At 57.3% G+C, this 12774-nt stretch carries 15 protein-coding genes; 2 read left to right on the forward strand and 13 right to left on the reverse strand.

Features of this window, described 5'->3' with window-relative positions; genetic code table 11:
* Positions 1-33 precede the first annotated feature (33 nt).
* From AC6RA8_RS09545 to AC6RA8_RS09590, 10 genes are all read right to left on the reverse strand, one after another.
* Complete coding sequence (locus tag AC6RA8_RS09545; protein ID WP_500352342.1) at positions 34-474, reverse strand: molybdenum cofactor biosynthesis protein MoaE; 441 nt, start codon at positions 472-474, stop codon at positions 34-36.
* A 4-nt stretch (positions 475-478) separates the two neighbouring features.
* The gene (gene moaD, locus AC6RA8_RS09550) at positions 479-724 is read right to left on the reverse strand and encodes a molybdopterin converting factor subunit 1 (RefSeq protein ID WP_500352362.1); all 246 of its coding nucleotides are present in this window, start codon (positions 722-724) and stop codon (positions 479-481) included.
* Positions 725-729: 5 nt separating this feature from the next.
* Positions 730-1389, reverse strand: a complete 660-nt coding sequence (gene pgsA, locus AC6RA8_RS09555) for a CDP-diacylglycerol--glycerol-3-phosphate 3-phosphatidyltransferase (protein WP_299210478.1) — start codon at positions 1387-1389, stop codon at positions 730-732.
* Positions 1390-1462: 73 nt separating this feature from the next.
* A complete protein-coding gene (gene uvrC / locus AC6RA8_RS09560) occupies positions 1463-3349 on the reverse strand; it encodes an excinuclease ABC subunit UvrC (RefSeq protein ID WP_500352344.1) in 1887 nt (628 codons plus the stop codon).
* Between the two features lie 288 nt (positions 3350-3637).
* Positions 3638-4438 carry an SDR family oxidoreductase gene (locus tag AC6RA8_RS09565; RefSeq protein ID WP_500352364.1) on the reverse strand — a complete coding sequence of 267 codons (801 nt, stop codon included), beginning with the start codon at positions 4436-4438 and terminating at the stop codon, positions 3638-3640.
* Complete coding sequence (locus AC6RA8_RS09570) at positions 4438-5388, reverse strand: calcium/sodium antiporter (RefSeq protein WP_500352365.1); 951 nt, start codon at positions 5386-5388, stop codon at positions 4438-4440. The genes AC6RA8_RS09565 and AC6RA8_RS09570 overlap by 1 nt, the downstream gene beginning before the upstream one ends.
* Positions 5389-5567: 179 nt before the next feature.
* Positions 5568-6365 carry a S49 family peptidase gene (locus tag AC6RA8_RS09575; RefSeq protein ID WP_500352346.1) on the reverse strand — a complete coding sequence of 266 codons (798 nt, stop codon included), beginning with the start codon at positions 6363-6365 and terminating at the stop codon, positions 5568-5570.
* Between the two features lie 69 nt (positions 6366-6434).
* Positions 6435-7196 (reverse strand): ABC transporter permease, encoded by a 762-nt coding sequence (locus AC6RA8_RS09580; protein WP_500352348.1) that lies wholly within the window; start codon positions 7194-7196, stop codon positions 6435-6437.
* Positions 7193-8128, reverse strand: coding sequence for an ABC transporter ATP-binding protein (locus AC6RA8_RS09585; protein ID WP_500352350.1), 936 nt, complete (start codon positions 8126-8128; stop codon positions 7193-7195). The genes AC6RA8_RS09580 and AC6RA8_RS09585 overlap by 4 nt, the downstream gene beginning before the upstream one ends.
* A gap of 88 nt (positions 8129-8216) precedes the next feature.
* Entirely contained in the window at positions 8217-8735 is a 519-nt protein-coding gene (locus tag AC6RA8_RS09590) for an SRPBCC family protein (RefSeq protein ID WP_500352352.1), read from the reverse strand.
* Positions 8736-8839: 104 nt separating this feature from the next.
* Here AC6RA8_RS09590 and AC6RA8_RS09595 point away from each other — a divergent pair, with 104 nt between their 5' ends.
* Positions 8840-9823, forward strand: coding sequence for a DMT family transporter (locus AC6RA8_RS09595; protein ID WP_500352354.1), 984 nt, complete (start codon positions 8840-8842; stop codon positions 9821-9823).
* Positions 9824-10040: 217 nt separating this feature from the next.
* Here AC6RA8_RS09595 and AC6RA8_RS09600 read toward each other — a convergent pair whose 3' ends face one another.
* From AC6RA8_RS09600 to AC6RA8_RS09610, 3 genes are all read right to left on the reverse strand, one after another.
* Positions 10041-11006: an NADPH:quinone oxidoreductase family protein gene (locus tag AC6RA8_RS09600; protein WP_500352355.1), complete on the reverse strand. Its 966-nt coding sequence runs from the start codon at positions 11004-11006 to the stop codon at positions 10041-10043.
* Positions 11007-11021: 15 nt separating this feature from the next.
* Positions 11022-11312: a hypothetical protein gene (locus AC6RA8_RS09605; RefSeq protein WP_500352357.1), complete on the reverse strand. Its 291-nt coding sequence runs from the start codon at positions 11310-11312 to the stop codon at positions 11022-11024.
* A gap of 86 nt (positions 11313-11398) precedes the next feature.
* Positions 11399-11851 carry a hypothetical protein gene (locus AC6RA8_RS09610; RefSeq protein WP_500352359.1) on the reverse strand — a complete coding sequence of 151 codons (453 nt, stop codon included), beginning with the start codon at positions 11849-11851 and terminating at the stop codon, positions 11399-11401.
* A 225-nt stretch (positions 11852-12076) separates the two neighbouring features.
* Here AC6RA8_RS09610 and AC6RA8_RS09615 point away from each other — a divergent pair.
* Positions 12077-12774 (forward strand): rhomboid family intramembrane serine protease (locus AC6RA8_RS09615; RefSeq protein ID WP_500352361.1); only part of this gene is annotated, 698 nt, incomplete at its 3' end.

Raw genomic sequence — 12774 nt, forward strand, 5'->3', positions numbered from 1 at the left:
CGCTAATTTCGTAAGGCGGATCTTGATCCGCCACTACCACCTTGTCAGCGCGTCTTCGTCTTCGTCCCGCGCGGCAACCCATTCCGCGCCGTCTTTGGTGATCTCCCGCTTCCAGAATGGGGCGCGGGATTTAAGGTAATCCATCAAAAACTCGGCTGCCTCGAACGCATCCTTGCGATGCCGTGCCGCAGTGGCGACCATCATGATCATCTCACCCACGTCCAGCCGCCCGTGGCGGTGGATGACCAACGTGTCCTCAAGCGACCAGCGCGTCATGGCCTGGCTCGCGATCTCGGACAGCGCCGCTTCTGTCATACCGGGATAATGCTCGATTTCCATGGACTGCAAACCGCCATCTACGTCCCGTACAATGCCCGTGAAAGTCACCACGGCCCCCGAGACAGCCCGACCTTCGGCGAAACCTGCAGCCTCTGCCCCGAAATCGAATGGGGTATCCTGCACCACGACACGCATGGCGTTAACCACCTGTCATCGGTGGGAAAAAGGCCACTTCGCGCACGCCGGTCAGAGACGCATCAAAGTCCGTCAATTGCTGGTCCACAGCCACGCGCAGAGCGGTGATGTCGGCAAAGGCCGCAGCGTATCGTTCTTCGCGCCCACGCAGTTCGTCCACGAGGTCCATGACTGTTGTGGCCTTGGTCTCGACCGCCTCACGGGGAATGCCAATCCGTTCGCGGACCCAGGCGAAATACAGCACGTCCATCGTTGTCACCCTTTCAAATGCGGCATGGCCTTACGGAAGTAATCCCACCCGGTGATAAAGGTAAGTGCAGCAGCGATCCACAGCAACCAAAGGCCTATACGGCCCGACCAGTCAGCGCCGGCCAGCTTCCAAGACAGCCCCATATGATCCGGTTCGTCGCCATTCAGGATAGCGCTGACCATGGCCTGATCCATGCCCCAAATCGACATCCCGAAATAATGCTCGAACACCCCTTGCGAGAACAGCACAGCAATAGCGATCATCTGTAGAGTTGTCTTCCATTTCGCCAATTTCGTGACGCTCAGCGTCCCGGCGGTATCACCCAAGTATTCGCGCAGGCCCGACACGAACACCTCGCGAAAAAGGATCATGGTCGCGGGCAAAACAAGCCACGGAGACCAGCTGGAAAAACCAATGATAACCATCAGCGCGATCACCACCATGGCCTTGTCTGCAATGGGATCAAGCATGGTGCCCAGTTTGGTCTGTTGCCCCCAGGCACGGGCGAGGTAGCCGTCGAACCAGTCGGTGATCGCAGCCCCCACAAAAAGGATCACGGCAAGGATGTCGGCGTAAGGGCGCGTGAAGTAGAGGAACATGACCGCAACCAGAGGCGCGGCGATCAGTCGAAGAGTTGTAAGCGTGTTCGGGATGTTCCAAGTCATGTGGCAGGTCTAGCCTGAACTTGCAGGAGCGGAAAGAGCCGACAGATCACGTGCCAAGCTGTGCCGGTAACCCTCATTGATCATGAAAAAAATCATAGACTTTTTGCGCCAGCCCCTCTGATACACCGTCGACTGCCTTGAGGTCTGCAAGATTGGCCCGGCTCACTGCCTTGGCTGAGCCGAAATGAGCCAGCAAAGCGCGCTTCCGCGACGCGCCCACGCCGGGAATGTCATCAAGCGGGTTTTTCATGTTTGATTTTGCTCTCTTTGCACGGTGCGTCCCGATGGCAAAGCGGTGCGCTTCATCCCGCATACGCTGCACGAAATAGAGCACCGGATCATTGTGGCGCAGGGCAAAGGTGCGTTGGCCGACACGGTGGAATTCTTCTTTGCCAGCATCACGGTCCACGCCCTTGGCCACACCAATCATGGGAATATCCTCGACGCCATGCTCCGCCATGATTTCGGCGACGGCACTCACCTGCCCCGCCCCGCCGTCGATCAGCAGCAGATCCGGCCACATGCCCTTGGCCCGGTCGGGGTCTTCCGACAGCAGGCGCTTGAAACGGCGGTGCAATACCTCTTTCATCATTCCGAAATCGTCGCCGGGGGTCAGATCATCACCCCTTATGTTGAACTTGCGATAGCTGTTCTTCATGAACCCGTCCGGACCAGCGACGATCATAGCACCTACGGCGTTGGTGCCCTGAATGTGCGAGTTGTCATAGACTTCGATCCGTTCCGGTGGCTCCGACAGGTCGAAGGTGTCCGCCAACCCACGCAGCAACTTCGCCTGTGTTGCGCTTTCCGCCATCTTACGGGCAAGGCTTTCGCGGGCGTTGCGCAAAGCACTATCGACGAGTTCCACCTTTTCCCCGCGTTGCGGCACTAGCAACTCGACCTTTCGGCCCAATTTCTGCGACAACGCCTCAGCCATCAGATCCGGATTTTCGATCTCGTTAGACAGAATGAGCTGCCGCGGCGGCTCCTTGGTGTCGTAGAACTGGCCCAGAAAGGCTTCGAGCACCTCTGCAGCATCCACATCAGCACCGACACGCGGATAAAAGTCACGGTTGCCCCAGTTCTGGTTGGCACGGATGAAAAAGACCTGCACGCAGGCCTGTCCGCTGTCCATGTGCAAGGCAACGATATCCGCTTCTGTCACGCCACGCGGATTGATGCCCTGTGCTGTCTGAACCTGCGTCATGGCCCGGATACGGTCGCGCAGGGCAGCGGCACGTTCAAACTCCATCTCTTCGGATGCCTGCTGCATCTGGTCAGCGAGCTTTGCCTGGATGTCAGTGCTTTTGCCGGACAGGAAGCGTTCCGCATCGCGGACTGACTGGGCGTAATCATCCTCCGAAATCAAGCCAACGCAGGGACCCGAACACCGCTTGATCTGGTACAACAAACACGGCCGTGTGCGACTGTCGAACATCGAGTCCGTACAATTGCGGAGTAAGAACACCTTTTGCAGCTGGTTCAGCGTACGATTTACAGCCCCTGCGCTGGCAAAAGGACCGTAATAGGCCCCCTTCTGCTTTTTTGCGCCGCGATGCTTCTTGATCTGCGGATAGGCATGATCGCCCGTTACAAGAATGTTTGGAAAACTCTTGTCGTCGCGCAGCAACACGTTGAACTTGGGCTTGAGTTGCTTGATCAAGTTCTGCTCGAGCAGCAGAGCCTCCGTCTCGGTCCGCGTGGTCAGGAACATCATCGACGCGGTCATCGAGATCATTCGGGCAATCCGGGCACTGTGACCGGAGGGGCGCGCATAATTGGACACCCTCGCGCGCAAATTGCGCGCCTTTCCCACGTAAAGAACCCTGCTCTCACGGTCGAGCATCCTGTAAACGCCGGGGGATGAATCCAGCGTCTTAAGATAGCCTTGGATCACCTCGTGCCCGACAGGCGCAGAGTGTTCAATCGAGGCGTGTGAGGGTGGCTCTTTTTTGTCCATGCGATTCGTGCTGTCTTCACCTTTTTGGCTGCACTTATTTGACCAGCCGATCAAGCATACTTGCATCCACGGATCATGTGGATAAGTGTGCGGGTAACTTCTTGGCGTTTTGATTTTTTCTTTGTTTTTTGGGCATTTCGCCAAAATGCCTAATTTTTAGGCACATATCTAATGCATTGTTTTCAAACGTTTTTTTATTGCACAAGCATCAAGTCACTGAAATCACAGGGCTTTTGGTAACAGTTTTGTAACCAAAATGAATCCGGTGCAAAACTCACCCCACGTCACCTATTCGACTCCGACGACGTCCGGCGTTTCCCACGCCAAATGCTGCCCGCCATCCACGCACAAAAGCTGTCCAGTGATACCCGGTGAATCGAGGAAGTAGCCCAATGCGCCAACAATATCAGCGGGGTTGGATCCGCGCTCAAGAACAGTCGCTGCACGCTGCTTGGAAAAATGCTCAGCGCTTTGGCGACCGCCTTGAAGCGTCGGACCCGGACCGATTGCATTCACACGGATGGCCGGCGCCAGCGCCCGTGCACTGGTCTGCGTCAGCGCCCAGAGCCCCATCTTGGCGATGGTGTAAGTCATGAACTCAGGCGTCAGCTTGCGTACACGTTGATCTACCATGTTCAGGATCAAACCCGTGGCAATCGGCTCGCTCATATTGTCTTGCCCAGGCGCCAGTCCTTGCGCCGCCATAGCCTGTGTCAGCACAAAGGGCGCCCGCAGATTGCTTTCCATATGCCGGTCCCAGCTTTCGCGGGTGGCGCTCTCTACGGTGTCGTATTCGAAGATGGAGGCGTTGTTCACGAGGCAGGTGATCGGACCACCGAGCGCATCCACCGCTCGCCCAAACAGCGCTTGTGTCTCTACCTCATCCAATAGGTTGGATTGCAAGGCAACCCCGCGCTGCCCCGCAGCTTCGATCTGCGCAACAGTCTCTTGGGCGCCGGTATCTGAGCTGGCGTAGTGCACAGCCACGTCATATCCACGCTTCGCCAGATAGACCGCCATGGCCCGGCCCAGACGGTGCCCTGCCCCTGTCACTAGTGCGCGCGTCATCGCACCCTCCCTCTTTGAAATCAGCTTAGTACGATAGCCAGATAGGCCAGATAGAGGACGGTCAAGATGATGCCCCACACCCGCGTGATATCACGGCGCATGTAGACAAATGGCACCAACAGGATCGACGCTCCGAGCATGACCCAAAGGTCGAACCTCAGGAACGCGGAATCTACCGGGATCGAACCAACAAAGCTGGCAACACCAATGATGGCGAGCAAGTTGAACATGTTCGATCCAATGACATTGCCCAAGGCAACATCTGCTTGCCTGCGGAGTGCGGCCATTACGGTTGTGGCCAACTCAGGCAGAGACGTGCCCACAGCCACAAGCGTGAGGCCGATGACCGTGTCACTCACCCCGTACATCTTGGCAATGACCGTTGCATTATCGACCAGCAAATCTGCGCCCAACGGCAGACCAATCAGGCCAAGGACCAGAAAGATCGCAATACGCCAACCGGGTAGATCCGGGTCGACTCCTTCAATTTCCTCTTCGTCCACCGTGGCATCGGCACAGGCGGCCCGATGACCACTGGCTTCGCGCGCCGCATCCCACAGCACGAATGCAAGTGCAGACAGCAGCACAATCGCCGCGATCCAGTCAAATTTGCCGCGGAACGCCAGCGCGATGAACAAAATCGACGCTGCAATCATGAAATTGTAGGTCTTTTTCGTTTCGCATTCCGACGTGTGCATCGTCGCCAGCAATGCTGGAATGCCCAGTACCAGCAAGATGTTCGCCGTGTTGGAGCCTACCACGTTACCAATCGCGATGCCTGGGGCGCCCTCCAACACCGCCTGAATGGCGATCAAAAGCTCAGGGGCAGACGTTCCAAAGGCGACAATGGTCAGGCTTACGATAAGGGCAGGCACACCAAGGCGCAAAGACAGGTTCACCGCCCCTTTGACCAGGGAGTCGCCCGCAAGCAGAAGGATGACGAGACCAAGCCCGCTGAGAAGCCACGGCATTGCAACTGCCATCAGGTTCCACCCCGTCCACAACTGCACTTGCCCTTTCCAATCCGATACCGCCCGCAAGCGCATTTGGCGGTCGCCAGGCGCTTACCCCCAATCCAATGCAGTTTGCCAAAGACGGCCAGCACCGCGATGAAGGCAAGGAACAGAAGGACGATCTTGGACATCATGGATTACAGTCCAAACCGGGCATAGGCCGCGCGCTCTTCTATGGATGTCACGGCATCCGCCATCAGATGCGCCCCCAACCGAGCAAAGAAAGGACGCCGTATACCATACTGGCGGAATTTCACCTTTTCGCCAAACCGATCCTGCATCATCGGCTTCAGGTGCCCGATCCCATCAATCAGTCCAAGCGCCTTGGCTTTTTCCGCCAGCCACACCTCGCCCGTAAAGAGCTCGGCTTCCGCATCAAGTTTTCCCTCGCGCCGGTTTTTGACATGCTCGATGAAATTCGTGTGGATGTCATTCAACAGCCCCTTCAGGCGCTTAACATCTTCGGGCTTCTCCGGGCGGAACGGATCCAGCATGCTTTTGGACTTGCCTGCCGTGTAAACCCGGCGCTCAACTCCCTGCCGCGTCAGCAGTTCATGCGCGCCGAAACTGGCAGAGATGACGCCGATCGAGCCAACGACCGACGACGGGTCAGCATAAATCTCATCCGCGGCAGTGGCCAGCCAGTAGCCGCCAGATGCAGCAACATCTTCGACAAAGGCGATGACAGGCACATCTTTTTCGACAGCCAGCCTGCGAATACGTGCGCCAATCAGCGATGATTGCACCGCACTGCCGCCTGGCGAATTGATTTCAAGCGCGACGGCCGCAGGTTTTCCCCGGGTAAATGCCTTTTCGATAGCGCTGGCCAGCGCCTGATCATTCAGCGTGCCCCGCGAGCCGCCCGCAATGACCCCTTGCAGCCGCACAACGGCGACTGTCGGGTCGGATTTCATGAAAGGGATCCAGCGTTTCATCCAAGCCCATGTAGAATGCGGCCCCACACAGAACAAGGCCGCAATTAAAAGGAGTTGCGCGTCGTTACGTTATTGCCGAATGCGCCAACCCGTCTTGAAGATCCACCAGACCGCCCCAAGACACAGCGAGGTAAACAATGCAATGGCCACCAAAGACGTCAGTATCGGCACGTCCTCAACTCCAAAAAACGCCCAGCGAAAGCCCGAGATCAAATACACCACCGGATTGAACATGGAGATCGTCTGCCACACGGGCGGGAGCATCGAGATGGAGTAGAATGAGCCCCCCAGAAACACGAGCGGCGTGATCACCAGCAGCGGCACCAGTTGAAGCTGTTCGAAGTTGCCCGCCCAGATGCCGATGATGAACCCGAAAAGCGCGAAACTGACACAGGTCAAAACCAGGAATGCAATCATCGCTGCAGGGTTTTGTATCTCGATATCGACGAAGAAGAACGAGGTTATCAGAATGATGATCCCGATAAACATCGCTTTGGTGGCGGCGGCCCCGACATAGCCCATGACAATCTCAAGGAAACTCACGGGGGCCGAGAGCAGTTCATAAATCGTGCCAATGAACTTGGGGAAATAGATACCGAAAGATGCGTTGGAAATGCCTTGGGTCATCACCGTCAGCATGATGAGGCCGGGCACGATAAACGCACCATAGCTGACACCCTCAACCTGATCGATACGGCTGCCGATGGCGGCACCGAAAACCACGAAGTACAGTGAGGTCGACAGCACAGGCGAAATGAGGGATTGCGCTATCGTTCGAAAAAACCGCGCCATTTCAAAGACGTAAATGGCGCGTATCGCTGTCCAGTTCATGCCACCTCCTCCGGCTGATTCACCAGTGACACAAAGATGTCTTCAAGGCTGGACTGGCGCGTGACAACATCGCGAAGCTGCAGGCCTGAAGCCTGCACGTCGTTGAGCAGTTTGGTGATCCCGGTGCGTTCTGCATTTACATCGTAGCTGTAAATCAAGGTCCAGCCGTCCTCGGACACTCTCAGGTCATAGGCGGCCAAAACGTCTGGCACCGCGTCCAACTGCGTTGTCAGCTGGACATCCAGTTGCTTCTTGCCCATGCGCGCCATCAGGGTGTCCTTGTCTTCGACCAACAGGATTTCACCCTTGCTGATCACACCAACCCTGTCCGCGATGGCTTCGGCCTCTTCGATGTAATGCGTGGTCAGGATCGTAGTGACGCCATCTGCACGCAACTGCTCGACGATTTCCCACATGTCCTTGCGCAGCTCGACATCAACACCTGCAGTGGGTTCGTCCAGAAACAGGACGCGGGGTTCGTGCGCCAAGGCCTTGGCAATGAGAACGCGGCGCTTCATTCCCCCGGACAACTCGCGGATCTGATTGTCGCGCTTGTCCCACAAAGACAGACGTTTCAGGATGTCTTCTACTGCGCTGTCCTTGCGGCCCTTACCGAAGAGGCCACGAGAAAAACGCACTGTGTTGATGACTTTCTCGAAAGGCTCGAGCGCAATTTCCTGGGGCACGAGACCAATCAGGCTGCGGGCCTGACGGTAGTTGTCGAGGATGTCGTAACCCGCAACCTTCACCGACCCGGAAGTCGGCATGGTGATGCCGCACACAGTTGAAATCAAAGTCGTTTTACCCGCCCCATTGGGACCGAGCAGCGCAATGATCTCGCCTTCTTCAATGTCCAGATTGACGCCTTTGAGCGCCTCGAAACCGCCTGCATAGGATTTGCGCAGGTTCTGGATACTCAGGATCGTCGCCATGAATTCTCCGGCCCAGTTCGAATGGATGAGGACTATGCCGCACTGAAACGGTGCACCAGCGCGCCTGTGCACAACTGCCTGTGCGCCTTTATTCCTTACCCGTTAGGCGGCCAAGCCAGCCCTTTTTTGGTGCGTCGTCCGTCTCGGCGTCGCCCTCGAATTCGGCCGGTCCTTCCAATGCTTCCTGCAGATTGGTGAAGAACTGATCAGCCATCTTCTTGGCGAAACCGTCGATGATGCGGCTGCCAAGCTGGGCCAGTTTCCCACCTACTTTTGCCTCGACATCGTAGGACAACTCGGTCCCGCCATCGACTTCGACCATGCGGACCTCGGCCCCGCCCTTGGCAAATCCAGCGGCTCCCCCCTTGCCTTCACCTGTGATCGTAAGGCTTTGATTCTCAATCATTTCGGAAAGCGTGACCTGTCCCTTGAAGGTCGCTTTTACTGGTCCGACCTTCTGTGTCACCGTCGCTTCGAAACCGTCTTCGGGGTTGCCTGTGACATCAGTGGCGCCAGGGACGCAAGCCTTGAGAACATCGGGACTTAGAAGGGCTGCATAGACCTCGGACGGGGTGGCCGCGATCTGGCGGGTGTCGGACATTTGCATGAGGAGGCTCCCTTGCTCTTTGACCCCTGATACCTCAGCGGACGCAATTGCGCTATGCGCTATTCACAAGCCATTCCGTGCCATCGTGTGATAGGGCAGTAATCATGGACAATGTGCGTCAGAACTTGGCCGGTATGGGCATTCTATGCGTGCTGATCGGTGTATTTTGCATTTCGATAAATGATATGCTGATCAAGGAGTTATCTGGGGATTACCCGCTGCACCAGATCGTGTTTGCGCGTTCCGGAATTGGGATTCTGATCAGCTTCATCATCGTGCAATACGAAGGTGGCTTTGGCATTCTGCGGACCAACACCCCTTGGCAGCATGCGCTGCGCGGCATTCTGATCGTCATTGCCAACATGACCTTTTTTGTCGGGCTGGCCGTGCTACCGCTGGCGGATGTGACGGCCCTCTTCTTTGTCGCACCATTGTTTATCACCTTGTTATCTATACCCATTTTGGGTGAGCGGGTTGGCGTCTTGCGCCTATCCGCGGTCGCCGTTGGATTTGCCGGCGTTGTCATCATGCAGCGTCCATGGGCGGATGTGGATACGCTTGAAGTGAGCCGGATAGTGCTGCTGTTGCCAGTCCTATCGGCGCTGACTTACGCTTTAAATCAGATACTTACACGGAAACTTGGTGTGACCAGCAAGGCCAGCGCCATGGCGGTCTACATTCAAGCGACCTTTATCATCGTGTCTTTTGGGTTCTTCGTCGTGGCCGGTGACGGACGCTATTCCGAAGGGGCAACGAACGGGTCCGTGATCTTTCTGCTGCGGGCCTGGGTCTGGCCACAAGGCACTGACATATGGGTCTTTTTGGGCCTGGGCCTGAACGCAGCCATCATCGGCTACTGCTTGAGCCAAGCCTACAGGCTGACCGATGCGGCGACCGTTGCGCCCTTTGAATATGTTGGCCTGCCACTGGCTGTGTTCTGGGGCTGGGCGGTGTTCGGAGACCTGCCGATGTTGGAGGTCTGGATCGGCATTCTATTGATCCTCGGTGCCGGTCTGTTCGTCTTTCTGCGCGAGCGGCAGAAAGCACGGGATGGTGCGCGGCGGCCTGTCCGGGGACGCAATGGTTGAGGCACCGTGCGGTGCGCCAAATGCCGGAAACTGCACATTTTCACGCTGAAACCGCGCATTTTTCCCCTGCAAAAATAGGCCGTTTTCACCTGTTTGCGTCGAAGTGCGAGTTTTGTAGCCGAAACTGCGCATTTTCCGCGCGCGAAGAGGGGTCACACCTCGTTAACGTTCGGGATGCGTTAAGGTTTGCGCGGCCCCGTTTACTCTTGGGTAAGATCTAGCCATCGACCTGGATCACGACCTTGCCGGTCGCCTTGCGGGTGCGCAGCAGGTCGAGCCCTTCGTTCGCGCGGTCCAGCGGCAGCACGTGGCTCACATGGGGTTTCAACTTGCCCTCGGCATACCAGCCAAAGAGCACTTCGAAACTGTCGGTCAACACCTTTGGGTTCACCCGCATATAACCGCCCCAATAGAAGCCGAGCACGTGCAGGTTTTTGACCAGCAGGTAGTTGGCCGGGATTTGAGGCACAGTGCCCGAGGCGAACCCAAGGGGCAGCAGTCGCGCCTCGGGATTGCAGGCACGCAGGGCGGCGTCAAAGAGGTCGCCCCCGACAGGATCATAGACCACGTCGGCGCCCCCAAGAGCTTTGACATCCGCCTTGAGATCGCAGGTGTCACTGTCCAGAAGGTGATCGGCACCTGCATGGGAGGCGATTTTCAACTTGTCCGCACCGCGCGCACAGGCGATCACCTCGGCCCCCATGAGCTTGCCCAGTTCGACCGCCGTGAGACCGACCCCGCCGGAGGCCCCCAGCACAAGCAACCGCTCGCCCGGTTGCAGATGCGCTTTGTAGTCAAGCGCGACATGGCTGGTGCCGTAAGCCACGAGGAAGGCGGCGGCATCGACCTCGGTCATGTCATCGGGGATGGGCACGCAGATATTCGCAGGCAAGGCCGCATATTCGCCAAGCCCGCCAAAGCCTGCATAGGCAGCAACGCGTTGACCCGGCTTGAGATGTGTGACGCCCTCGCCCAGCGCTTCGACCGTGCCGCACATCTCCATCCCGATCGTGGCAGGGAGTTGCGGTTTTTCCTGATAGGTCCCTTTGACGATCAACGTATCGCCGAAGTTCAGACCACAGGTGTGGATGCGCACCAGCGCCTCGCCTGCCTTGGGGGTTGGCCTGTCGATCTCGCGCAGCTCGAGCGGCTGCCCGAGGGCGGTGACTTGCATGGCGCGCATGGTGGTTCCCTTGATCTACTGGCCGTCCCGACCGATTTGCCAGACCACATAACTGATCTGCACGGCCCCGAACAGGAGGCCATGAAAGAACCACAGGATGAACAGGATCAGGAACGCATCGTCACTGTTGGCCGCGCGGGTATGAATGCCTGCGATATCAAGCAACCAGATGCCCGTGACGAACAGGGCCGAGAGGGCGAACCCCACGGCGGTGCCGTTGAGGAAAAGGCGGATGAGCGGATTGGGTTGCTCGGGCTGCATGCTGAAATAGTAGTGCGCATCGTCAGAGACACCAATTGGGGGCATCGCCGCATGGGCACTGCATTGCCAATGCACGTTGGCAAGGGGGGCGTTCGCGCCGTGCCGGATCAGGCGACCGCCGGATTGTGCGCCTAGTTCACTTCACCACGAGCATGGGTGAACAGTTTCGGGTTGAAACCCAGCGTAATTTTCCTTCCCAGCGACCACAGCACCATCTGGAACACCCGGTAGGGCTTGTTCACCTTGATCTCGATCGTTCTGACGCCCGCGAAGTTTTTGCCATAATGGATGTCATCGATATCTTCGGACGCGATGTGCAGGCCATAGGGCAGCACCTTGATGCCCGCGCGATCAATCCTGATCTCTTTGAAATTCCGGGCGAGGCTATAGGTCGTCAACGCCAGAACCGGGCTGATCAAAAGTGCAATAAGTGCCACTAGGTTTTGCATGTCGGAGCTAGACGGATCTGCAAAAACCTGGAGCGTCGCCAGCGGCGTCAGCATCGCCACACCGAAAATGCTCCAGGATATGAATGTGAAGACACGGTTATAGTGATAGCGACCCGCCTCTTGTTCAAGGAACATAGCGGGGGGTGTCTTCGACGTTGGGTCTGTGGCCATCTTGCATTTGTCCAGTCAGCAATGAGCGTGTTGACGGACGTGTTACCGGCGAAAAAAGACAATTGTTTGGCGAAATGTTCCCGTTTGCTTAGAAAAATTACGCTGGTGTGCACGGATCGGTTGGAGGGAAATGACGCGTCTAACCCCTGAGTGCTTGACGCGTGCCGTACCAACCCCAACTGTGCCAGCATGTTTCCGATCCGTGACCACAATCCTTCGGGCCGCACGCCCTATGTGACCTACGCGCTGATGGCGATCAATGTCGTGGTGTTTCTAAGCTATGTCAGCCTGTTTGCCGATGATCGCGCCCTGAACCGGTTCTTTTTCGACTATGCCGCGATCCCTGCGCGCATCCTGTCGGGAGACGGGTTTTCGACGCTGCTGACCTCCATGTTCCTGCATGGCGGTTGGCTGCATCTGGCGGGCAACATGCTGTTTTTATACATCTTTGGCGATAATGTAGAGGACGAGATGGGCCATATACCCTTTCTAGGGTTCTACCTGACGGCCGGGGTTGCGGCGAGCGCGATCCACATTCTGTCTGCTCCGGGATCGGTGGTACCGGTTGTGGGGGCCTCGGGCGCCATTGCAGGTGTGATGGGCGGCTATCTGCTGCTGTTTCCCAAGGCGCGCATCGACATTCTGCTGATCCTGATCATCATCTTCCGTGTGTTCCCGATCCCCGCGTGGATCATGCTGGCCGTCTGGTTTGGCATGCAATTCGTTGGCGGTGTCGGCAGTGACCCAAATGGGGGCGGAGTGGCCTATTGGGCCCATGCAGGCGGATTTGTCGCGGGCATTCTGCTGACCATTCCGCTTTGGCTGCGACTTGGGGGGCCGGGGTTCTGGCAGCGCACGGATGGGCATCCGCCGCATCCGGAAGTGCG

It is taken from the genome of Tateyamaria sp., assembly GCF_059783535.1.

Coding starts and splice junctions, on each gene's coding strand:
- uvrC (WP_500352344.1), bottom strand. CDS start 3,349: ATGGACAAAAAAGAGCCACCCTCACACGCCTCGATTGAACACTCTGCG.
- AC6RA8_RS09610 (WP_500352359.1), bottom strand. CDS start 11,851: ATGTTCCTTGAACAAGAGGCGGGTCGCTATCACTATAACCGTGTCTTC.
- AC6RA8_RS09570 (WP_500352365.1), bottom strand. CDS start 5,388: ATGCCGTGGCTTCTCAGCGGGCTTGGTCTCGTCATCCTTCTGCTTGCG.
- AC6RA8_RS09605 (WP_500352357.1), bottom strand. CDS start 11,312: ATGCCCCCAATTGGTGTCTCTGACGATGCGCACTACTATTTCAGCATG.
- AC6RA8_RS09600 (WP_500352355.1), bottom strand. CDS start 11,006: ATGCGCGCCATGCAAGTCACCGCCCTCGGGCAGCCGCTCGAGCTGCGC.
- AC6RA8_RS09545 (WP_500352342.1), bottom strand. CDS start 474: ATGCGTGTCGTGGTGCAGGATACCCCATTCGATTTCGGGGCAGAGGCT.
- AC6RA8_RS09580 (WP_500352348.1), bottom strand. CDS start 7,196: ATGAACTGGACAGCGATACGCGCCATTTACGTCTTTGAAATGGCGCGG.
- AC6RA8_RS09585 (WP_500352350.1), bottom strand. CDS start 8,128: ATGGCGACGATCCTGAGTATCCAGAACCTGCGCAAATCCTATGCAGGC.
- moaD (WP_500352362.1), bottom strand. CDS start 724: ATGGACGTGCTGTATTTCGCCTGGGTCCGCGAACGGATTGGCATTCCC.
- pgsA (WP_299210478.1), bottom strand. CDS start 1,389: ATGACTTGGAACATCCCGAACACGCTTACAACTCTTCGACTGATCGCC.
- AC6RA8_RS09590 (WP_500352352.1), bottom strand. CDS start 8,735: ATGCAAATGTCCGACACCCGCCAGATCGCGGCCACCCCGTCCGAGGTC.
- AC6RA8_RS09575 (WP_500352346.1), bottom strand. CDS start 6,365: ATGAAACGCTGGATCCCTTTCATGAAATCCGACCCGACAGTCGCCGTT.
- AC6RA8_RS09595 (WP_500352354.1), top strand. CDS start 8,840: ATGGACAATGTGCGTCAGAACTTGGCCGGTATGGGCATTCTATGCGTG.